A 22,565-nucleotide genomic window follows, 5' to 3' on the forward strand; every position below is an offset into this window, starting at 1 on the left:
GGTCATCCCCTTTGATTACTGGAACGACGCCAGATAGGCGACCAGTTGATCGATCTGTTCGGGCGTTAGCGATTTGGCGAAGGTGTCCGGCATGAAAGACATGCCATTGGCGGAATACATGTCGCCCGGATGCAGGTAGGCGCTTGGCGTGACGATGGACTCGCGGATGAAGCCTTCGACGTCCTTGGCCTCGCCCTTGTAGTCAGGCGAGGCCATGACCTGTTTGGCCCGAGCAGCCAACCCGGCCAGTGTCGGTCCGGCGAGATTGACCCCCGGTGCAATCGAATGGCAAGCGCTGCACACCGGTGTGGCCGTGGTTCGAAACAGCGCCTCACCCAGGGCAATCGGGTCTTCCTTGTCGGACACCGGGCGTGCGGCGGGTGGCTGGTTGCCACCGGCGACATTCTGTTGCGCAACGGTTAAGTCCATGCCGGGAATTGACGTGCCGGTCACCAGAATCGGCCTTGGTGGCCAACCTTGATTGTCGACCTTGCTCACCCAATCCATAAAGGCGATTAACGCCGCGATTTCTTCGTCATTGAGATTCAGATTCGGCATCAACCGGCGATGGCGTTGCTCGTCATAAAACTTTGAGGGGTCTTTGAGGAACGCGGTGAGATAAGGTGCGCCGCGCAGCTGGGTGATTTTCGTCAGGTCCGGAGCGTAATACGCGCCTTCACCAAACAACGTATGGCAATTGATGCAATTGTATTCATGCCATACATCCTTGCCGCGAGTGACCTCTGGCGTGATCTGTTGAGCGTTGGTCAATTTTGGAAACTGGCGGTGACTATCAACCGTCATGCCGAGAAACACCACGGCGGCGATGGCCGTCGATATCAGTGCGAACGAGCGTGTCTGGCGTTTGTTCATTGCGACCTCCCTAGACGCCGATACCAGTCCAGTAGGTGATGCCTATAACGCTGGCATAAACGACCGCGCTGGCCATCAGCACGAGCACGGCATAGCTGACTATCTTCAAAGCTTTTTGCACGGCTGCCTCCCGAGTAGAAAGTGCAGGTGGAAAGTTCCCGGAAAAGCGCTCTGCCGGGTGGGTATTAATCAACAGGAAGAGCGTTAGGCGCATGCACAGCGGCTTTGCGCTGCTCAGAACGAGGCGGGCGACCTCGACTTCTGCTGCCCTGACGATTGCCTGAGGTCAGGATTCAAATAGCCGAGAACAGGCACTAATTATTAACGATACCAAGCGCTGCATATTTGAGTGCCGTGGTTCAAGTTGGGAAATTGAATGATCTTGAGGGTAGTAGAGTTCGCATAACTGTCAAGAAATCAAATAAAATTTGAACCAGTCGTAGTGGCCATCATACAGAATAGATTGAAATAATCGAGGCGAAGCAAATGATCAGCGTATCTCTATTGAGGACGGAGGCGCATAGTATTCAGTCATGATCAACCATAAGTGCTCAATGGCGTCATGATATTTGAGGTCGGTATTTCGTCTCTTCTCATGATACTGGCTGAAAACTTCCAATCCAGATAGAGCCTATCGAGAAAATCAAGGGCGGCGCAGCTCAAGCTATGTGCTTCGCTGAACAGCTGGTTGTTACGTTCAAGCATCAGCTTTAGACATACTTCGGCTTGACCGAAAATCCAAGACCGGGCTTCTGCATCTCCTGACGATTTATACGGCCTCCAAAATGATCGATGGCGTCGATCGTGTGGTGCGATTTCGAAACTGTCCGAGTTGTGAGCCCGCCATCGACGTACCTGCCGGACACCTTATCATCCGCCAGTTGCCGATGGGGACAAGCGAATCCCCCAAAGGAGTCGCGGCCCGGTCAACGTTCTGGGTTCGGCTTTGATTTTGACTCGGCCCATCAAATGTACAACTTCCTGCCGCGATGGAGAAGGTTGTCAACTACAATTCTACGATGGCAACGCCACAAAACGGCTTCCGAATATATGAGCGCGCATCGCTGGTCCTGACTGGGTACCGACAACTGTAAAAATCCATGTTCAAACTCTTCGGGCAACGCATAATCGGTATAGTTATGGAAACTTTGGTTGATCCAAAATACCTTGATGTTTAGTGCGCGGTTATTTTCGAAACTCATCAAGCTCCGGTATTTGTATGTGGTCGATTTTTGCGTAGCGCAGAAGGGCTAATCGACGACAAAGAGGATCATACCTCAGGGTTGACCGGGCAAGCCATGGGGGGAAGAACATCGAGTGGTGGGGATCTATAAGGAAGCTGATCAATCATCGAACTCGTTAATAATAAATTTCAAAAAGGGATTTAAAAAAGGCCCGCAAGCGAGCCTAAAAAACGGTTCTATTAGTTGCATGAAACTGTTTCAGCTTCTTACTCCTCAGATGCCACCAGTCGCGCACCTTTACGCGTGACCTGCTGCCCGACTTCAAAACTCGCATTGGGTGAGCGCACCGTACTAATCTCACCTTGGGCGTTTTTCACGTCATAAGCGGTTTCAGATTTGCCAATGCCTACTTGCACCGCACTGCCTGCGAAAAAACCCCCAGCTGCGCCGACTAATGCACCAATCGGGCCGCCTGCCGCGCCAACCATCATTCCGGCCAAGGCGCCGAAACCCTTGCCAGCGGTTGTGTCGGGGACTTCACGGATTATCTGGTCTGCCTGGCATAGCGGAGACAGCAGTGTACACAGGGTAAAACCGAGCGCGATTGAACGAGTCATGACATTGTCCCTTTGGGATTTGCGTTAAGTTCGTTATTCAATACACAAAACGGGCCAATAATTTTATCGATTGATTTCAATTACTTAGGAAATTTCATGGTCATTATGACCTGATTATAAAAAGGTCATAATGACAAGCAAATAGTCAATATGACTTCTCGACTGATAGCTTGTGCGTGCATGGCTGGACGATTGGTACTCGATGAGTGACTTTGACATGGGGGCGCAGTACCAATGCTAGGGATATTCCGACGCCTCCAGTGCTCAACTAACATTTGTAAGCTGCAATGCCGGTAAAGGCCACAGTTCCGATGCCAGTCGGGCAGGCTGTCGTTTGCTTTCCCACTGACCACTTGTTTGCATTCGAGCTGACCAGCGATAGATGACGTATCACCTCAACCAAAAAGTATGGTGATCTCTACCGGGGGTCATGTCGAAATAACTGAAAATTAGGCCATTTAATTTTTAATCATATGATTTATATTGTTTTTTATGAGCAGTCATCTTGCACAAAGAGAATACAATATCCTGCCTTTCGGTTTAGCCCTTCTCACCAGCTAGGTTGATGGCTGGACTTGCCCCTACAAAACCGGACACCAACTCTCTGTTAAATTGATGCCGCCGCCAAGCACCTGAACTCCCTTGGCGAGCGATATTTCAAAGCGCTGTGCGGATGCTGCTCGTTGTAATGTTCAAAGGCAATTGCCAGGTTGCGCAACGCTGTTTCCCGATCCGGTTTGGGCATATGCGCCACTTAATCGCGCTTGATCGTTTTCACGAAGCTCTCGGCCATGCCGTTGCTCTGGGGGCTGCGTACCGGAGTGGTCACCGGCTGCAAACCGATCTGTCGAGCAAACAGGCGTGTCTGTTCGGCGGTGTACGCCGAGCCGTTATCGCTTAGCCATTGCACAGGAGTTATGGGCAGTTGATCGCCAAAGCGCTTTTCTACGCTTTCCAGCATCAAGTCGCGGATGTCACGCTCAGTTTCGCGCCGTCCTCGCAGCGGAACTCAAAGCCGTCCGAGCACCAACGCGTATCGTTGGTTTTCACCGCAATACGGCCTTCGTGCCGACGTGGCACGCCGGGATGTTTGATTCGGCGTTCAAGCAGCAAGTTATGATCGCGCATGACCCGGTAAACCTGCTTCACATTGATCTCCGGTAGCGACTGGGTTTCACGGGCGCGACGCAGTAATCCCCAGACCCGACGGTAGCCATAGCTGGGCAGTTCGCTGACCTGTTACTGGATTTCAACCACCAGATCAGCATCGTCCACAGGCCTGCTTCGCCGTACTTTGGGCGATACCGATTGCTTGACTCGAACCGTTAATTGCGAGCGTGCTACACCGAGACATCTACTGACCAGTTTCACTGGTTGTCCCCCGGCAACAAGGGTGAGTACGCAATCCATTTTCGCGACCGGGCGATCTCCACGGCCTCTTTGAGGATCTCTGCTTCCATTGTTTTCTTGCCCAGCATCCGTTGTAGTTCACGGATCTGCTTGAGCGCATCGCTCAGCTCGGAGGCAGGCACCACGGCTTCACCGGTACTGACCGCCGACAAACTGCCGTCCTGGTAAAGCTTGCGCCACAGGAACAGCTGGTTGGCATTGATGCCGTTACGCCGAGCCACCACCGAAACGCTTTGTCCTGGCTCAAGGCTCTCGCGAACCATTGCCATTTTTTGCTCTGAGCTCCAGCGGGGCCGCCGCTCCTGACCCAAAAGCTCACTATTCTTATCGTTGCTATTAGTCATGAACATAACCGTTTGCCTACCCCTTCTCGTAAGGGGGAAACGGTGTCCTGTCTTTCATGGGGCTCGTTCAACATCATTGATAGATCATCCGGTTATCATCGTTTAAGTTGTCTCAAGCGATCCGACATCTACCTCCTTTTAGGGAATTCTCTTATGCCTGAAGAAAAGACCATCTCGTCAGTTGCTTCCCAACGACTCCAGACGACGCTTTCAAAATGGGACAATGAAGATTTAGCAGAAGGCCTCCTTACCCAAAGGGCTAGTGATATTCCTGAATTGTCGAATGCCGAACTGGTACATCTTCGTGTCCGTGTGATTGCTTTGGAAAATCTGGTGATCGCTTTGCTCGCCCAAGGGTCGGATCAACAGATTGCTGTCGCGCGCGAAATGGCTAGCTACATCACACCAAGACCGGGTTTCACACAGCACCCGCTGACGATTCATGCTGCCTCCCAAATGGTCGACAGCGTCGACCGTGCGGTGAGATTTCGAAAACTGTCCGGGACATGAGCGCGCCGTTAACCTCCATGTCAGGCGCACCTCATCCGACAGGTCTGCGCCGGGTAGACAAGAGAATGCCCCACAGGGGTAGCGGCCTTACTCAATGTTGCTGATTTAGCTATGGTCCGGCCCATCAAATGAACGACTATCCGGCCGCGGTGGATAAGGTAGTCAGCAACAATCCGACGATGGCAACGCCACCAGACGGCCTCTGCACACATGATCGCGCACTGCTGGTTCTGACTGAGCGCTAACAATTGTGATAGTCCCGATTCAAATTCATTAGACAATGCATAATCAGCATAGTTGTGAAAACTTTGGTTGATCCAGAATCCATTAATGTCTGGCGCCACAGTTTTTGATTTTTTTCGTAATCCGCCAAGTTTGGCCAGTTGTATATAATCGATGTTTTGCGCAGCAAGCGCTTGCGGTAATGTATTGAAATTGAATTGAGGGTTAGTTCGCGATAGGGGCGCGGTACGAATGTCCGCGAGCCATTCAAAATGTTCGGCCTGAAGTAGTTCAATGAACTCAGATAGGGTTCTGGTGGAATGGCCTATTGTATAAATTACTGGAAGCTCGAACATTAGTCTGGGTCCAAAATACCAATAGTGCTAAATATGACAATGAGTAATCGACTTCGTTTACTGTCTCCTAGAAACGCTTAGGCGAAAGGTCAAGCGCTTCACCATCGATTGATGGTCCTTCGCCTGAAATTGTATTCGCAAGGGGGGGGTGATTCGGAAATTCCAGTTTATAGTCAAGAAAATAATTTATTCAGGTCTGTATTTTAGACGAAAACTCGATGAAAATCAGGCATGTGGAATGACTAAAAATATACCGACCTATTTGAAGATGATTATTTGTCTACTGGATGGCCTTCCTTCCTTAAATAAATATTGAACCATTGGTGCTGAAAGTTGTTTTGACCCGCTTATAGAATATGATTTGCAATGTCCGTGAGTAAGGAGGAGTGTTGATTACATAATCTTAATTAAGAGGCGATGGAGCATAATCGTTACTCGGCGGGTCATTCGTCAGAGGTCGATCGCTCAGCGAACGCATGCGTGCTTCCAAGTTCTCACTGCCCGGTGTCCGGCGTCCATTAAAATATGGGCTGATCATTTTGTTGTGCCTGGTGTTAGGTGGGTTTTCCGGATTACAGGCGAAGGACTACGGCGGGCTCGAGCAGCAGCGTGTAGACGCCATATTTCCTGGCAGTGATAAGCTTTCCGAGCCGACAGGCGAGTTCAAGGTTCGCACCATCGGCACCGGCAAAGAGGTGCTTGGTTATGTGTTCCAGAGTCAGGACGTGGTGGATATTCCAGCCTACTCGGGCAAGCCGATTAACATGCAGGTCATCCTCGATACCCACGGTGTCATCCAGGATGCCTACGTGCTGGAACACCATGAGCCGATTCTGCTGATCGGCATTCCCGTGGAAAAGCTTCATGCCTTTGATGCCAAATACAAAGGGATCAAGGCCGACCGAAGGGTGGTCGTCGGTCACTCCAGTGATCCAGAGGCGGTGACAGTCGATGGGATCTCTGGAGCGACGGTCACCGTCATGGTGGTCAATGAGATCATCATGCGCGCTGCGCACAAGGTGGCCGTATCGCTGAAGCTTATTGAGGACAAGGGTGGCGCAACACAGAAGCCCGCCACCGTGCGCCAGGACTTTTACGAACCCGCCACTTGGGAGCAACTGACGGGCAACGGCGCCATCCGCCGCTTGAACCTGACCCGTGGCCAGGTCGACGCTGCCTTCAAGGGCACCGAAGCCGAAGGCGTCGACAACGCCAGCGCCGATCAGGTTGATGAGACCTTTATCGAGCTCTACACCGCCGACTTGAACCCGCCGACCATCGGCCGCGCGCTGCTGGGCGACAATCAATACCGTTTCCTCATGCAAGATCTCAAGCCCGGCGAGCAGGCCATCGCGGTGCTGGGGCGTGGCCTGTATTCCTATAAAGGCTCGGGGTATGTGCGCGGCGGGATCTTCGATCGGGTGCAATTACGCCAGTTCGGCAACATCATCAGCTTCCGCGACATGGACCATCAGCGGCTCTCCGATGTCTTTGCCAAGGGCATGCCGGAATTCACCGAAATGTCGATTTTCATTGTGCGCGAGCCGGCCCGGTTCGACCCAGGATCGCCCTGGTCCCTGGAGTTACTGGTGCGTCGCCAGATCGGCGCGGTGAGCGGTGTGTTCAGTAGCTTCGAGCTGTCTTACCAGTTGCCCGAGCCATACCTTTTGCGTCCACCGCCTAGCGCCGAAGAACTGGCCGCCATCGAGGTTGCCAACAGACCGACGTGGGTCAATATCTGGTACCAGAAAGCGTTTCAGATCGGGATCCTTTGCACGGCCCTTGCTGTGTTGATGGTGATTTTGTTCCTGCAGGATACCTTCACCCAATACCCGCGCTTTCTCCACTGGCTGCGTCGCGTCTATTTGGTTTTCACCGTGGTGTTCATCGGCTGGTATGCCCTGGGGCAGATCTCGGTGGTCAATGTCCTGACCTTCGCCCATGCCCTGTTTGAGAACTTCCGCTGGGAACTGTTTCTCACTGACCCGATTGTTTTCATCCTCTGGACATTCACCGCCGCCAGTATTCTGCTCTGGGGGCGAGGAGTGTTCTGTGGCTGGTTGTGTCCCTTCGGCGCCTTGCAGGAGTTGATCAACGAAGCTTCGCGCAAACTCAAGGTTCCGCAATTTGAATTGCCCTTCGCATTGCATGAACGCTTGTGGGCCGTGAAGTACATCATTCTGCTGGTGCTGTTCGGCATCTCGCTTGAGTCGATGACTACCGCCGAGCAATTTGCCGAAGTGGAACCCTTCAAGACCGCCATCACCCTCAAGTTCGATCGCCAGTGGTGGTTCGTGGCCTATGCGGTGGCGTTGCTGGTCATCAACATCTTCACGCGCAAAGTCTATTGCCGCTACGTCTGCCCGTTGGGTGCCGCGCTGGCTATCCCCAGCAAGCTGCGTCTGTTCGACTGGCTCAAACGCCGGAAAGAATGCGGCACCCCCTGCCAGCTGTGCGCCAAGGAATGTGAGATCCAGGCGATCCACCCGGATGGTCACATCAACGGCAACGAGTGCCATTACTGCCTCGATTGCCAGATGACCTACCACAACGAAAACAAATGCCCGCCGCTGGTGCTCAAGAACAAGCGTAAGACGCGGGACAAGCCCGCACCCGTGCCAGAGCACGCCGAGTTGATTCCGGTGGTGCAAGTGTTCGAGCCCTGACCCGGACACGCATCGATTGACCGAGCTTTCTCATATCTGCCCCCGATGGAGCAAAACCCATGAGCGATAAAAAGTCGAAAAACGATCATGAACCAGTGATTGGCGCTGGCCTTAACCGACGCGGTTTTCTTGGCGTCTCAGCCCTGACAGGTGCCGCGCTGGCGGGTGGCACGGCGTTGGGTAGCGCGGTATTCACTCGTGAGTCCTGGGCCGCGGCGGCCAAGGACGCGCAGTCAAAAATTCATGTAGGGCCGGGCGAGCTGGATCAGTACTACGGTTTCTGGAGCGGCGGCCATCAGGGTGAAGTGCGGATCATGGGCGTTCCATCCATGCGTGAGTTGTTGCGCATCCCGGTGTTCAACGTCGATTCCGCTACCGGCTGGGGCCTGACCAACGAAAGCAAACGGGTCATGGGCGACAGCGCCCACTTCCAGAATGGCGACTGCCACCACCCGCATTTGTCCATGACCGACGGCAAGTACGACGGCAAGTACCTGTTCATCAATGACAAGGCCAACAGCCGCGTTGCGCGTATCCGTCTGGACATCATGAAGTGCGACAAGATGCTCACCGTGCCGAACGTGCAGACCATTCATGGGTTGCGCCTGCAGAAAATGCCGCACACCAAATACGTGTTTGCCAATTCCGAGTTTGTCATTCCGCACCCCAATGACGGCAGCACCTTCGACCTGCAGGACAAGAACAGCTACACCATGTTCAACGTCATTGATGCCGAAAAAATGGAGATGGCCTTTCAGGTGATCGTCGAGGGCAACCTCGATAACACCGACGCTGACTACACTGGCAAGTACGCAGCGTCGACCTGCTACAACTCCGAGAAGGCCTACGACCTGGGCGGCATGATGCGTAACGAGCGCGACTGGGTGGTGGTGTTTAACATCCCGCGCATCGAAGCGGCTATCAAGGCCGGCAAGTTCATCACCCTGGGTGACGCCAAGTCACCGGTGGTCGATGGTCGTAGAACTGAGGGCAAGGACAGCGAGTTCACGCGCTATATCCCGGTGCCGAAGAACCCTCACGGGATCAATATGACGCCCGATGGCAAGTACTTCATTGCCGCTGGCAAACTCTCACCGACCTGCACGATCATAGCCACCGCCAAACTGGATGATCTGTTCGACGACAAATTCAAGGACCCGCGCGACGTGGTGGTCGGCGAGCCGGAACTGGGGCTCGGGCCGCTTCACACCACCTACGACGGGCGCGGTCATGCCTACACCACACTGTTCATCGACAGCCAGGTGGTGAAGTGGAACATCGATGAAGCCGTTCGCGCCTACGGCGGCGAGAAGGTCAACTGCATCAAGCAGAAACTCGACGTGCACTATCAGCCGGGCCACAACCATGCCTCGCTGACCGAAACCAGTGAAGCCGACGGCCAGTGGCTGGTGGTGCTCAGCAAGTTTTCCAAGGACCGCTTCCTGTCGACCGGTCCGCTGCACCCGGAGAACGACCAGTTGATCGATATTTCCGGCGACGAGATGAAACTGGTGCACGACGGCCCGGCCTTTGCCGAACCCCACGATTGCGTCATGGCCCGTCGTGACCAGATCCGGACCAAAAAGATTTGGGACCGTGACGACCCGTTTTTCGCCGAGACCGTGGCGATCGCCGCCAAAGACGGGATCAAGCTGGAGACCGACAACAAGGTCATCCACGACGGCAAGAAAGTGCGCGTCTACATGACCTCGATGGCCCCGGTCTACGGTGTCACTGAGTTCACCGTCAAGCAGGGTGATGAGGTCACCGTGACCATCACCAACATCGATAAGGTGGAAGACGTGAGTCACGGCTTCGTCATGACCAACCACGGTGTGAGCATGGAGATCAGCCCACAGCAGACATCCTCGATCACCTTCGTCGCCGACAAGCCGGGGTTGCACTGGTATTACTGCAGCTGGTTCTGCCATGCGCTGCACATGGAAATGGTCGGCCGGATGCTGGTCGAGAAGGCTTGAGGGCTGGTCGCATCAGGGCCGCAAAAAGGTAAACGCAGTGTTCAAACCCCTGACAAATGACTCATTACACGGCATGGCACTTTTTGTGTTGGTGTTTCTATCGGCATTTGCCCAGGCGTCGCCACGGCCCATCACCGAGCTGCCCCTGCAACCCGATGGTGATCACCACTGGAAGTTGCCGGCCGGAGAGTACCCGGGGCAGTTCACTATCGATCAGCCGATGCAGATTGATTGCGAGAAAGGTGCGGTCATCAATGCGCAGGGGCAGGGCAACGCTGTGTTCATCAGCGCTCCCGACGTGCGGATCGAGGGCTGCACATTGCTTGACTGGGGGCGCGACATGACGGCCATGAACTCAGCGATTTTCATCGGTCCCAAAGCCCGGGGTGCGGTGATACGCAACAACCGCATGAAAGGACCAGGCTTCGGCATCTGGGTGGACAGCACCCACGACGTCAGCCTGATTGACAACGATATCGAAGGCGACCCGAGCATTCGCTCCCAGGATCGCGGCAATGGGATTCATCTGTATGCCGTGCACGGCGCCAAGGTGATCGGTAATCACGTGCGACAGACCCGCGACGGGATCTACATCGACACCTCGAACGGCAACCTGCTGCAGGGCAATACTTTGGAAGACCTGCGCTATGGCGTGCACTACATGTACGCCAACGACAACCAGTTGCTCGGCAACACCACCCGCCGGACACGCACCGGCTATGCCTTGATGCAGAGCCGCAAGCTGACGGTGATTGGCAACCGTTCCGAGCAGGACGAGAGCTATGGCATCCTGATGAACTACATCACCTATTCCGAGCTGCGCGACAACTTCGTCAGCGACGTGCGCAGCGGCTCCGCCGATGGCGGTATGGTCAGCGGTGCCGAGGGCAAGGCGCTGTTTATCTACAACTCGCTGTTCAATGTCATCGAACACAACCACTTCGAGCGCAGTGCCGTGGGCATTCACCTCACTGCAGGCTCCGAAGACAACCGAATCGCCAGCAACGCCTTCGTCGACAATCAGCAGCAAGTCAAATACGTCGCCACCCGCTTGCAGGAATGGTCGGCCGAGGGACAGGGCAATTATTGGAGCGATTACCTGGGTTGGGATCGCAATAACGATGCGGTGGGCGACGTGATCTACGAACCCAACGACAACGTCGACCGTCTGCTGTGGCTGTACCCGCAGGTCCGTCTGTTGATGAATAGCCCGAGTATTCAATTACTGCGTTGGGTTCAGAGCAGTTTCCCCGTGACAAAATCGCCGGGGGTCAAAGACAGTTTCCCGCTGATGAACCTTCCGACGATGCCCCAAACACAGCGGCCGACCTTATGAATGCCGTCGAGATCGAAGGGGTAAGCCAGCGTTACGGCAGCATGACCGTGCTGCACGATCTGACCCTGAGTCTGGGTGAAGGCGAGGTGCTGGGCTTGTTTGGCCACAACGGTGCGGGCAAGACCACGGTGATGAAATTGATCCTTGGCCTGCTCAAGGCCAGCGCCGGCCAGGTGCATGTACTCGGCTGCCGACCCGCACAAGCCGACGTGCGTCGCCAACTTGGTTACCTGCCGGAAAACGTGACGTTCTACCCGCAACTCAGTGGCCGCGAAACCCTGCGGTATTTCGCCCGTCTCAAAGGAGCCGCCCTGACGCAAGTGGACGAATTGCTCGAGCAGGTCGGGCTTGCGGGGGCCGCAGACCGTCGGGTGAAAACCTATTCCAAGGGCATGCGCCAGCGTCTGGGCCTGGCTCAGGCGGTGCTCGGCGAGCCGCGCCTTTTGCTGTTGGACGAACCGACGGTGGGGCTGGACCCGATTGCTACCCAGGATCTTTACCTGTTGATCGACCGTCTGCGCCAACAGGGCGCGAGTATCATCCTTTGCTCCCATGTGCTGGCAGGCGTCGAAGCGCATATCAACCGTGCGGCCATCCTGGCCAATGGCTGCTTACAGGCGATCGGAAGTCTGTCCAGACTGCGTGAAGACGCCGACTTGCCGGTGCGGATCCGGGCCAGTGGTCTTTGCCGACGCGAGCAATGGTTGCAGCGCTGGAATGCCGCCGGGCACATCGCTACGGCCATGGGCGGCAACGGGGTCGAGGTGATGGCTGTCAATGGCCACAAAGTTGATCTGCTGCGCCAGTTGTTCCACGAGGATCAACCGCAGGACATCGAGATACTGCAACCGTCCCTCGAAGACCTCTACGGCTACTACATGAGTCGTGCGACCACCGGCACAGAAGGCACCCAGCCATGATGCAGATCTGGAGTATCGCCGGTAAGGAGTTCAGCGACGGGCTGCGCAATCGCTGGCTGCTAGCAATCAGTTTGTTGTTCGCCATTCTGGCGGTGGGTATCGCCTGGCTCGGCGCGGCGGCGTCCGGGCAAGTGGGCTTCACTTCCATTCCGGCCACCATCGCCAGCCTCGCCAGCCTGGCGACGTTCCTGATGCCGCTGATTGCCTTGCTGTTGGCCTATGACGCGATCGTCGGCGAGGACGAGGGCGGAACGCTGATGCTGTTGCTGACCTACCCCTTGGGGCGTGGACAAATCCTGTTGGGCAAGTTTGTCGGTCACGGTCTGATCCTGGCGCTGGCCACGCTGATCGGATTTGGCTGTGCCGCCGTGGCCATTGCCTTGCTGGTCGATGATGTTGATTTGGGAATGCTGCTCTGGGCGTTTGGCCGCTTCATGGTGTCTTCCACGCTACTGGGCTGGGTGTTTCTGGCGCTGGCTTACGTGCTGAGCAGCAAGGCCAGCGAAAAATCCAGCGCAGCCGGAATGGCCTTGGGCGTGTGGTTTCTCTTCGTGCTGGTATTCGATCTGGCGCTGCTGGCGTTGCTGGTGCTCAGCAAAGGCACGTTCAACCCGGATCTATTGCCGTGGTTGCTGCTGCTCAACCCGACCGATGTCTACCGCTTGATCAACCTCTCCGGTTTCGAGGGCAGCGGCAATGCCGTCGGCCTTATGGCATTGAGCAGCGATTTACCCGTGCCGACTTCGTTGCTATGGCTCTGTCTGCTGCTCTGGGTAGGCGTTTCGCTGCTGTTGGCTTATTGGATGTTTCGCCGTCGGCTTACTTGATTTTTTACGCTCGGGACAATTGATATGAACACTCTGTACCTGGCTGGGGCCCGTGTCCTGGTCATCATCATTACCTGTTTGGGATTGGCGGCGTGCAACGATCGCGCAGAGGAAAAGCAAACCCTTGGGCCCGTGGCCTTCCATCAGAGTGACGAGTGTCATGTCTGCGGGATGGTCATCGCCGACTTTCCGGGCCCCAAAGGTCAGGTCGTGGAAAAAGGTACGGTCAAGAAATTCTGCTCCACTGCGGAAATGCTCGGATGGTGGCTTCAACCGGAGAATCACCACACTGAAGCGAAATTGTATGTGCACGACATGGGGAAAAGTGCCTGGGAGAAACCCGACGACCATTATCTGATTGATGCAACCAAAGCCTACTATGTCGTCGGCACCTCGCTTAAAGGTTCCATGGGTGTCGTTCTGGCGTCATTTTCCGAGGAGGCCACCGCACGCAAACTGGCCAGCGAGCAGGGGGGCAGGGTGTTGCGTTTTGATGAAATCGATCTGGCGCTATTACAGCAAACCCCGACGATGTAGCCGAGCGGCCCGTTTCGCAGAAGAGAGCGGGCTCGCTTCTGCGGTGTGTGGTTTTTTTACTGGGGCAATCTTACTTCAGCGTCAGGATCCAGTCGGCCAGGGTCTTCGCTTCTTCGTCGGTCACCTGGTTGGCCGGCATTGCTATCGGCCCCCATTTGCCCGTACTACCTTCTTTGATGCTCTTGACCAGGGTTGCCGATGCGTCGGCCTGGCCGGCGTATTTGGCCGCCACTTCCTTGTAGCCTGGACCGACCATTTTGGCGTCGACCATATGGCAGGCAACGCAGGTTTTGCTCTTGAAGAGCGCCTCGCCATCAATGGCTTGAGCTGATTGCAAAGTCAGCGCGGCACCCAGGGCCAGCAGTGGAACAAGAATACTTTTCATCAGTGTCTCCTCAGACAAAGAAGCAGATTCGAAACGACCCGCTTCCGGTTTATTCAACAGGCATCGTATTGAATATTATTAGGGTGAGTTTGTCGGCAATACAAACTCATTTCTTCAGGTGTTGATGATTGTCGGTGGGGAGCCGACTGGTGTAAAAACGCTCTTTACACCTTTATTAGATTTGCCATCTTGAGCAATCGTTCAATTTTATCAGGATATATTGGAATGCGTGTGGTTAATTGTCGCCAGTGGATAATTAATTGTTGTGCGCTAAGTGTGTCGTATTCGCAACTACCGGAGTTGAGTGCTGGTGATTTATCTTGATAATCGCTCCTTTAAGTTGGTGTTGCGTAAGTCACTAGAATACATTGAATTTAAAGTATGGCGAGAAGGATATGTTGGACGTCAGCAAAGCCTTGTGTACGCTCGGCAATATGTCCGCGGTGGTTAAATTAAAAATCGCTTCTCGAAAAGACGTTTTTCATCCTTGACTTGATATTGATCAACTATGCAGGCAATCAATTAGCGCGATAATCGGTGACTCCGCAATGACTTGGGTAAAGGCCGATCACGCCCGGGATGCGATCGTCGAGATTAAAATCACCCAGGCTGACATTGTGCGCCTGCCGCTGTTTTCGACGCAATAGCTGAGGGGTTTGCTGAGGCTTGACCAGATCGAGAAGGCAAATAGTCAGGGCTTTAACGTTCAAGTCCCACATTGAGGGCACTGGTTATTTGGGTTTAAAAAGGGAGCGGCAGGGGGAAGGCAATGGCATTCAGATGGCCCAGGAAGAGAAACCCCGAAACCAATACCGCGTTGATCGACCAGGCCACCGTGAGGAAACGAGCGATCTGACCGTAGATGGGGTCACAGACATTATTCGCATTGCGCCATACAGCATTGAGCATGCAAGCGATGTAGGCCACAAAACCCAGCAGCATCAGACCAAACAGGGAGGGGGCAACTTTGTTGAAGGCGACCAGGATCAGGCCAAACAGTAAATTGCTGAGTACTACGCCGTAGAGCCAGAACACCACCCACAGTGCAGTGCTGTCCTGCGAGTTTAACCACTGCTGAAGCTTACTCATCACGTCTCCCTGGTCAGCTAGTGGCCCGGTTTTCCCTACACTCCCGTACAGACTTCACCCGTGTGATGCCGACATAGTGGACGTCGTGCACTGTTTCGGTCTAGCGGGCTTTTCCGACATATCCCGACCTAGTACGGGTAGGTCGACAAACCTGGCTACCATGTTTCCGGATTCAGCGGGACGGGTTTATGGAGTAAACGATGGACAAGAAATCGCTACCTGATTGGGATCCCAGGTCTGAAGCCGTATTAAAGGATCAGACGACAGCCTACGACGACATGCGCCACCGTTGCCCGGTCGCATACAGTCAATATGGCTATACGTCATTATTCAGGCATGAGGATGTGCTGCGCGTACTTCAGGATCATGAAACCTTCAGTAATGCTGTCTCGCGTTTCCCCTCGGTCCCCAATGGAATGGATCCGCCCGTGCATACGGTGTACCGGAACCTCATAGAACCTTATTTCAGCCCGGAACATATGGATGCCTTTGCCCCGGCGTGCCGTGACATAGCGGTTCGTCTGGTGCGGGCGTTACCGGATGAAGGCCCTTCAGAACTGATAGGCGAATTTGCTCAGATCTTTGCGTTGCAGATCCAGTGTGCCTGGCTGGGCTGGCCGGCGGATCTTCATGAACCGCTGCGCCTGTGGACGCTGAAGAATCACTCGGCCACCCTGTCCAGAGACGACGCCGCCCTGAGTGCCGTGGCCCTCGAGTTTGACGGTTACATCAAGGATCTGCTGGACGTGCGCCGTACAGCCGGCGCTGCTGCGCCGAACGACATCACGACCATCTTGCTACGCGATCAGTCCTTGGGAAGGCCCCTGACAGACGACGAGATCGTCAGCATTTTACGTAACTGGACGGTCGGCGAACTCGGAACCATTTCCGCCTCAGTCGGCATTCTCGCGCATTATCTGGCCATCAACTCCGGGTGGCAGCAGAAATTGCGCGAACAACCCGCGCTGTTACCTGCCGCCATTGATGAAATACTGCGTATTCATGCACCACTGATCATGAACCGTCGGGTAACTACGAAACAGGTCTCGCTGGGCGGGCGCACGCTGGCGAAGGGTTCGCGTATCGCCCTCAACTGGGCGTCCGCCAATCGGGACGAAGCGGTCTTTGGAGATTCCGATGAATTGCGCCTCGATCGCGATCCCGAGCTGAACCTGCTCTATGGTGCCGGCATTCATGTCTGCCCCGGTGCACCGCTTGCCAGACTGGAGCTACGGATAGTGATGGAAGAACTGCTTGGACGCACCAGCCGGATTATACTGGCGCCGGATAAGGAACCAGTGAACGCGTTTTTCCCTGCCAGCGGGTTTTCTTCTCTACCCCTGCGGATTCAAAAACCGTCTTCCCAAACTTTGGGAGCCTGCCTGACCCCCGAGATTCGATGATCCCGGGACAGGCCGGCTTGGCGGCGAGACCGACATGTGGGTCAGCATGATTGACGTCAGCTTAGAGCGGGCGCTGCGTCGGGTAATGCAGCTTCGCAACGCCGGTGTCGATAGCGACCTTGAGTGACCTACAATCGGTCAGTCGATCAATGCTTGGTTCTGGCTGAATTGAGCCCTGATCGGTCGTGAGTGTTATTTCAAACCAAGCCGCTTCGCCAGTCGGTGCAGGTTGGCTACGTCCATATCCAGCATTCGAGCACAGGCAGACCATTTCCTTGCGCAATTATTCAGCGTGTTGTCAATCAGCTGACGCTGGAAGTCATCCGTCGCATCCCGCAGACCCTGGTCAACGCCGAGGGAAGGAACATCCAGAGCAACAGGCGGCGTATCCATCTGCTCGGGTACTTGATTGAAATGCTGTGCTTCAAGCAGCAGCTCGTCACTTTGCTGGGTCGCACGAGCAATGATTGTCGCTCGATAAACAGCATGCTCCAGTTCGCGAACGTTTCCTGGCCACGTATACTGCTTGAGCAACGACAGACAGTTGGCAGCCAGAGCCACCCGTTTCAATCCCATGCGTTCCCTGCTCTTCTCGCAGAAAAAACCCGCTAGCAATGTGATGTCCTGCCCTCGCTCACGCAGTGGTGGTACATGAACCGGGAATACGCTTAAACGGTGGAACAGGTCTGCACGGAACCGATTGTCTAACACCTCCTGCTTCAGATCACGATTGGTCGCGGCAAGCACCCGTACGTTGACCCGCAAGACGTTATCGTCACCGACCCGTTGCAGGTCGCCGTATTGCAGTACCCGCAACAGCTTCGCTTGCAGACTCAGTGACAGTTCACCGATTTCGTCGAGAAACAGTGTGCCGTTATCAGCCATTTCGAACTTGCCGGTGCGATGATGGATAGCGCCGGTAAAAGCCCCTTTGACATGGCCGAACAACTCACTCTCAGCCACTGATTCCGGCAGCGCAGCGCAGTTCAGATAGACTACAGACTGACCGGCGCGTGATGAGCCTTCATGTATGGCCTTGGCGACCAGTTCCTTGCCGACTCCGGTTTCTCCAGTGATCAAGACGTTCAGGTCGGAACCTGCCACCATTTCGATCTCTCTTTTCAACTGTCGCATGACTTCGCTGAGCCCGACCATTTCGGTGCCGGGTTTGCCCGCCGGGATATTACTGATGGAGAGAGGAGTAATGGTCTGACTTTCCAGTTGCTCCACCAGCAATGCATTGGTCAAGGCAGCAGAAGCGAGGGCTCCCACCAGTCGCAGCTCTTCGTCGCTGAAGTGATCAAACTGTGCCGGGTCCATGCCATCGATCGTCAGCGCACCAATCAGGGTCTGGTCCGCGAACAACGGTAATCCGATACAGGCATGTACTTTGAGGTCCTGCCGGTTCGGTATCAGTCCGTCATAGGGATCAGGCAAATGACTATCTGCCGGAAAGCGCACCACGTCACCGGCGCGGGCAATGGCTTCCAGTCGCGGATGTGCATCAAGGCTGAAGCGACGCCCCAGAACATCCGGTGCCAGGCCGTCAATCGCCAGCGGACGGAACTGTCGCTGTTCATAACGCAACAAGGCAGAAGCGTCGCAACCCAGCAATTGGCGCAAGGTATTGATTAGACGTTGAAAGCGGTCCTGATGGGAAATGCCGCTTTGCAACTGAATAGCGATGCGTGCCAGGGATTCAACGGAGAGACTCATATTTTGTCACTTTGACAATGAATTAGTCATAAAGACAATAGTCGGGCAATGTCATATTGACAATCGTTTTTTTATTTATCCTTTGTTATCAACAACTTATGATCTGGCATAAACATTGCCATCTTTGGTGTAGAACATCATTTCTATACCGAGGTAGGTCATGTCAATTCACGTCAAGAACAACATTCATTGGGTCGGTCAGCGCGATTGGGAAGTGCGGGACTTTCATGGCACAGAATACAAATGCCACAAAGGTAGCAGTTACAACAGCTACCTGATCCGTGAAGAAAAGACCGTACTCATTGATACGGTTGATCACAGGTTCAGCCGGGAGTTCATACAGAACTTGGCGATGGAAATCGACCTGAACACGCTGGACTATATCGTCATCAATCATGCCGAAGAGGACCATGCAGGGGCGCTGACAGAGTTGATGTCGCTGATCCCGAATACGCCGATCTATTGCACCGCCAATGGCGTGGACTCGATCAACGGTCATCACCATCATCCAGAGTGGAATTTCCACGTTGTATATACCGGCGACACCCTGGATGTCGGCAATGGCAAACAGTTGGTTTTCGTGGAAACCCCGATGCTGCATTGGCCAGACAGCATGATGACGTACATGACCGGCGATGCCGTGCTGTTCAGTAACGACGCCTTTGGCCAACATTACTGCGACGAACACCTGTTTAATGATGAAGTGGATCAAAACGAACTGTTCGATCAGTGCCAACGCTACTACGCCAACATCCTCACGCCATTCAGTCGTCTGGTCATTCCGAAGATTACCGAGATCCTCGGTTTCAATCTGCCGGTCGATATGATTGCCACCGCTCATGGCGTGGTGTGGCGTGATAATCCGACGCAGATTGTGCACCGCTATCTGGAATGGGCGGCGGACTATCAGGAGGACCGCATCACACTGTTTTACGACACCATGTCGAACAACACCCGCATGATGGCCGATGCCATCGCACAAGGCATTCACGAAGTCGATCCGGGTGTGGCGGTGAAGATTTTCAACGTCGCGCGCCACGACAAGAATGAGATTCTGACCAACGTGTTTCGCTCAAAAGGTGTTCTGGTGGGCTCGTCCACCATGAACAACGTCATGATGCCGAAAGTCGCCGCCCTGCTGGAGGAAATAACCGGGCTGCGTTTTCGGAACAAAAAGGCTTCGGCGTTTGGCAGTTACGGCTGGAATGGCGGGGCGGTAGACCGTATCCAGACGCGCTTGATGGACGCTGGTTTTGAAACCACATTGGCGCTCAAAGCCAAGTGGCGGCCAGACGGTGACTCGCTTGAGGTTTGCCGAGCTCATGGTCGCGAAATCGCTCGGCAATGGGCGCTGCATTCATTGACGGACGCACAAGTCGCACGACCTGCAGCCACCGCAACTGCCCAGGCAGAACCAATCGCGGACAACGGCCCGCGCATGCAGTGCAGTGTCTGCCAATGGATTTACGACCCGGCGATCGGGGAGCCGATGCAGGATGTACAGGCCGGTACGGCCTGGTGTGATGTGCCTGAATACTTCCTGTGCCCTGAATGTTCACTGGGTAAATCGGTATTCGATGAGCTTGCTTCGGAGGCGAAATGAACAAGGAAATCGTCATTGTGGGCTCCGGCTTCGCGGCTCGTCAGGTGGTCAAGAACTTGCGCAGGCTCGATGCAGCGGTGCCCATTCGGTTGATCGCTGCAGACAGTTGCGATGAGTACAACAAGCCCGACCTGAGTCACGTCATCAGTCTCAATCAGACAGCTGACGACATGACTCGTCAGTCTGCGGCGGAGTTTGCCGAGATGTATCGGTTAACCCTGAATTCTGGTTGCCAACTGACTGCAATTGATCGCGAAAACAAGCGTATCAGCGCCGGCAGTGAGGCATTCAGCTACGACAAACTGATTCTTGCCACGGGTGCGCAAGCCATCGTTCCGCCGATTCCCGGACGGGAGTGGATGGTGACTTTGAACAGTCAGCAGGAATACCGTCAGGCACAACATGCACTGCGAGCTGCACAGCGCGTACTGATCCTCGGAGCCGGCTTGATTGGCAGTGAACTGGCAATGGATGTCAATCGTGCCGGAAAGCAGGTGGTACTGATGGATAAGTCCTACAGCCTGCTGGCATCGTTGCTGCCTGTTGAGGTGAGTAGCCGCTTGCAGCATCGGTTATGCCAGATGGGTGTGGAAATGGTGTTCAATCAGGCTTTGGAATCCATTGAAAAGAAAGACGATAGCCTGTTGGCGACTTTGTCCAATGGTCGGCAAATCTCCACCGATGTGATCATTGCCTCAATCGGATTGAAACCTGATACGACGTTAGCGGCGCAGGCTGGCCTACGGGTTGATCGTGGCATTGAAGTTGATGAACGCATGTGCACCTCTGACCCACACATATTTGCCGTTGGCGATTGCGCGCAAATCCAGGGCAAGCTGCTGCCGTTTTTGCAACCCATTCAGTTAAGCGCCATGACCCTGGCGCGTAATGTGCTGGGTGGCGATGAGCAAGTGAAGTTTCCGGCGATGCTGGTGAAGATCAAGACCCCGGAAATGCCGATGCACCTGGCCGGAGAAACCAACCGGAAGGACTTGCAATGGCAGATCAGCCTTGAGCCACAGGGGCTGGTAGCCAAAGGGCTGGACATGGCAGGGCAGCTACGGGCGTTCGTCGTCAGTGAGGACCAAATGAAGCAGGCCTTTACATTACTACGGCAACTCTCGTTGTAAATCAAATTGGCAGTGCTCACCCGGATCTATCGCTTCCTCATCTCGTTCGAAAATTTGCCTCTCCAACCAGGCCTCCACCTCTGCGACGACAAAATATATTTCAGCCTGTTTGCTCTGCCCGAATTTGATTGGGCGGGGGAAGCTGATTGTTTTAACAATGTGATGTTCATCAATCTCCTGTAAACAGATGTGAGGATTTGACCTCTATATGCGGAACGCATGCGCATGACAATAAACAGCACGGATGATCGTGGACCGCTCTCTGTATTTCTTATCTTTTTGCGTCTAGGACTGACATCTTTCGGCGGCCCAATTGCACACTTAGGGTATTTTCGCGACGAGTTTGTCACTCGCCGACAATGGCTAACTGAGCGCAGTTACGCCGACCTGGTTGCCCTTTGCCAATTCCTGCCGGGACCCGCGAGTAGCCAGATTGGCATGGCACTTGGGCTTTCACGTTCGGGTTACCGTGGGGCGCTGGCTGCGTGGGCGGGATTCACATTGCCCTCGGCGATCCTTCTCATTCTGTTTGCTTTAGGTATTTCCAACTACGGTGAAATCATCGCGCCTGGTGTGCTGCATGGCCTGAAAGTCGTGGCTGTCGCGGTAGTTGCTCAAGCGGTATGGGGAATGGCTCGTAATCTATGCCCGGATGCGTTGCGGATTACCATCATGGCGATTTCGACGTGTGTGGCGTTGCTGGTGCCGTCTGCATGGGGGCAGATCGGTGCAATTGCCGTAGCCGCTGTTGCCGGCTTATTCCTGTTCAAGCCGGCACAAGCCGCCGAACATGATCCATTGCCGATCAAGGTCGGTTACCGGGCAGGTTTATTCTGGTTGTCATTGTTTTTCGCGTTGCTGGTTGGTTTACCGATCTTGAATCAGTTGCTCCCCAGTCAGACGCTCGCCATGGTGGATGCATTCTATCGCTCCGGGTCCCTGGTGTTCGGTGGCGGGCATGTGGTCTTACCGTTGTTGCAAGCAGAAGTCGTGCCTTCAGGCTGGGTCAGCAATGAAACCTTTCTGGCTGGCTATGGGGCAACGCAGGCTGTCCCAGGGCCGCTGTTAGCGTTTGCTGCATTCCTTGGTGCCTCGATGAGCACCGCACCCTCTGGCTGGATCGGTGGGTTCATTTGCTTGCTGGCCATTTTCCTGCCGTCTTTTTTGCTGATCGTTGGCGCTTTGCCGTTTTGGGAGCAGTTACGACGCAGCGTACACACCCAGGCAGCGTTGCTTGGTATCAATGCAGCGGTGGTGGGCTTGCTGCTCGCGGCGCTTTATCAGCCGGTATGGACGAGCGCGATCCACCAACCACAGGACTTCGGCTTGGCGCTGGCGTGCCTGGTCGCTCTGATGTTCTGGAAGCTAGCGCCATGGTTGGTCGTGATCGGTGGTGGTGTTGCCGGATGGCTGCTGAGTGTGGTGTTTTGACGTTCGCTTCAGTCCGTCAGGTATTTC

General features: G+C 54.6%; 20 protein-coding genes and 1 pseudogene. 11 read left to right on the plus strand and 10 right to left on the minus strand.

The features are described 5' to 3' along the window. Positions 1-15 precede the first annotated feature (15 nt). The 5 genes and pseudogenes from AAEZ06_RS23485 to AAEZ06_RS23505 all read right to left on the minus strand — a co-directional run bounded on the left by AAEZ06_RS23485 (position 16) and on the right by AAEZ06_RS23505 (position 4,428). On the minus strand, positions 16-873 hold the full coding sequence (locus tag AAEZ06_RS23485) for a c-type cytochrome (protein ID WP_149415195.1): 858 nt from the start codon (positions 871-873) through the stop codon (positions 16-18). Between the two features lie 10 nt (positions 874-883). Then, positions 884-1,087 (minus strand): hypothetical protein, encoded by a 204-nt coding sequence (locus AAEZ06_RS23490; RefSeq protein ID WP_133102854.1) that lies wholly within the window; start codon positions 1,085-1,087, stop codon positions 884-886. 751 nt (positions 1,088-1,838) lie between these two features. Then, positions 1,839-2,075: a DUF488 domain-containing protein gene (locus AAEZ06_RS23495; protein WP_149415194.1), complete on the minus strand. Its 237-nt coding sequence runs from the start codon at positions 2,073-2,075 to the stop codon at positions 1,839-1,841. A 248-nt stretch (positions 2,076-2,323) separates the two neighbouring features. Beyond that, entirely contained in the window at positions 2,324-2,674 is a 351-nt protein-coding gene (locus AAEZ06_RS23500) for a hypothetical protein (protein WP_149415193.1), read from the minus strand. Between the two features lie 607 nt (positions 2,675-3,281). Then, positions 3,282-4,428, minus strand: a pseudogene (locus tag AAEZ06_RS23505) (transposase). A gap of 153 nt (positions 4,429-4,581) precedes the next feature. On the opposite strand from AAEZ06_RS23505, the gene AAEZ06_RS23510 reads away from it, so the two are divergent. Next, the gene (locus tag AAEZ06_RS23510; RefSeq protein ID WP_149415004.1) at positions 4,582-4,938 is read left to right on the plus strand and encodes a hypothetical protein; all 357 of its coding nucleotides are present in this window, start codon (positions 4,582-4,584) and stop codon (positions 4,936-4,938) included. Between the two features lie 20 nt (positions 4,939-4,958). On the opposite strand, the gene AAEZ06_RS23515 is transcribed toward AAEZ06_RS23510, so the two are convergent. Then, entirely contained in the window at positions 4,959-5,516 is a 558-nt protein-coding gene (locus AAEZ06_RS23515) for a DUF488 domain-containing protein (protein ID WP_350616469.1), read from the minus strand. 476 nt (positions 5,517-5,992) lie between these two features. On the opposite strand from AAEZ06_RS23515, the gene nosR reads away from it, so the two are divergent. The 6 genes from nosR to AAEZ06_RS23545 all read left to right on the plus strand — a co-directional run bounded on the left by nosR (position 5,993) and on the right by AAEZ06_RS23545 (position 13,781). Beyond that, on the plus strand, positions 5,993-8,182 hold the full coding sequence (gene nosR / locus AAEZ06_RS23520) for a transcriptional regulator NosR (RefSeq protein WP_350616471.1): 2,190 nt from the start codon (positions 5,993-5,995) through the stop codon (positions 8,180-8,182). Between the two features lie 59 nt (positions 8,183-8,241). Further along, complete coding sequence (gene nosZ / locus AAEZ06_RS23525; protein WP_149415007.1) at positions 8,242-10,161, plus strand: TAT-dependent nitrous-oxide reductase; 1,920 nt, start codon at positions 8,242-8,244, stop codon at positions 10,159-10,161. Between the two features lie 73 nt (positions 10,162-10,234). Then, positions 10,235-11,497, plus strand: coding sequence for a nitrous oxide reductase family maturation protein NosD (locus tag AAEZ06_RS23530; RefSeq protein ID WP_149415008.1), 1,263 nt, complete (start codon positions 10,235-10,237; stop codon positions 11,495-11,497). Continuing rightward, positions 11,494-12,417 (plus strand): ABC transporter ATP-binding protein, encoded by a 924-nt coding sequence (locus tag AAEZ06_RS23535; RefSeq protein WP_149415009.1) that lies wholly within the window; start codon positions 11,494-11,496, stop codon positions 12,415-12,417. The genes AAEZ06_RS23530 and AAEZ06_RS23535 overlap by 4 nt, the downstream gene beginning before the upstream one ends. Then, positions 12,414-13,244, plus strand: coding sequence for an ABC transporter permease (locus AAEZ06_RS23540; RefSeq protein WP_133102845.1), 831 nt, complete (start codon positions 12,414-12,416; stop codon positions 13,242-13,244). The genes AAEZ06_RS23535 and AAEZ06_RS23540 overlap by 4 nt, the downstream gene beginning before the upstream one ends. Before the next feature lie 24 nt (positions 13,245-13,268). Continuing rightward, the gene (locus AAEZ06_RS23545) at positions 13,269-13,781 is read left to right on the plus strand and encodes a nitrous oxide reductase accessory protein NosL (RefSeq protein WP_149415010.1); all 513 of its coding nucleotides are present in this window, start codon (positions 13,269-13,271) and stop codon (positions 13,779-13,781) included. 70 nt (positions 13,782-13,851) lie between these two features. Here the strand turns inward: AAEZ06_RS23545 and AAEZ06_RS23550 are convergent, their stop codons facing one another. The 3 genes from AAEZ06_RS23550 to AAEZ06_RS23560 form a co-directional block, all read right to left on the minus strand. Continuing rightward, on the minus strand, positions 13,852-14,166 hold the full coding sequence (locus AAEZ06_RS23550; protein WP_149415011.1) for a c-type cytochrome: 315 nt from the start codon (positions 14,164-14,166) through the stop codon (positions 13,852-13,854). A gap of 518 nt (positions 14,167-14,684) precedes the next feature. After that, positions 14,685-14,885: a hypothetical protein gene (locus AAEZ06_RS23555; RefSeq protein WP_350616475.1), complete on the minus strand. Its 201-nt coding sequence runs from the start codon at positions 14,883-14,885 to the stop codon at positions 14,685-14,687. 22 nt (positions 14,886-14,907) lie between these two features. Then, complete coding sequence (locus AAEZ06_RS23560; protein WP_149415012.1) at positions 14,908-15,255, minus strand: hypothetical protein; 348 nt, start codon at positions 15,253-15,255, stop codon at positions 14,908-14,910. Between the two features lie 200 nt (positions 15,256-15,455). Here AAEZ06_RS23560 and AAEZ06_RS23565 point away from each other — a divergent pair, with 200 nt between their 5' ends. Continuing rightward, a complete protein-coding gene (locus AAEZ06_RS23565) occupies positions 15,456-16,658 on the plus strand; it encodes a cytochrome P450 (protein WP_350616477.1) in 1,203 nt (400 codons plus the stop codon). A 192-nt stretch (positions 16,659-16,850) separates the two neighbouring features. Here AAEZ06_RS23565 and norR read toward each other — a convergent pair whose 3' ends face one another. Further along, positions 16,851-18,374 (minus strand): nitric oxide reductase transcriptional regulator NorR, encoded by a 1,524-nt coding sequence (gene norR, locus AAEZ06_RS23570; protein WP_149415014.1) that lies wholly within the window; start codon positions 18,372-18,374, stop codon positions 16,851-16,853. A 160-nt stretch (positions 18,375-18,534) separates the two neighbouring features. On the opposite strand from norR, the gene norV reads away from it, so the two are divergent. The 3 genes from norV (at position 18,535) to chrA (ending at position 22,538) form a co-directional block, all read left to right on the plus strand. Continuing rightward, positions 18,535-19,977, plus strand: coding sequence for an anaerobic nitric oxide reductase flavorubredoxin (gene norV / locus AAEZ06_RS23575; RefSeq protein WP_149415015.1), 1,443 nt, complete (start codon positions 18,535-18,537; stop codon positions 19,975-19,977). After that, positions 19,974-21,107, plus strand: a complete 1,134-nt coding sequence (gene norW, locus AAEZ06_RS23580) for an NADH:flavorubredoxin reductase NorW (protein ID WP_149415016.1) — start codon at positions 19,974-19,976, stop codon at positions 21,105-21,107. Before norV ends, norW begins: the two co-directional genes overlap by 4 nt. Positions 21,108-21,332: 225 nt before the next feature. Further along, entirely contained in the window at positions 21,333-22,538 is a 1,206-nt protein-coding gene (chrA, locus tag AAEZ06_RS23585) for a chromate efflux transporter (protein WP_350616480.1), read from the plus strand. Positions 22,539-22,565 lie beyond the last annotated feature (27 nt).

It is taken from the genome of Pseudomonas sp. HY7a-MNA-CIBAN-0227 (genome assembly GCF_040310325.1).
Classification (GTDB): Bacteria; Pseudomonadota; Gammaproteobacteria; order Pseudomonadales; family Pseudomonadaceae; genus Aquipseudomonas.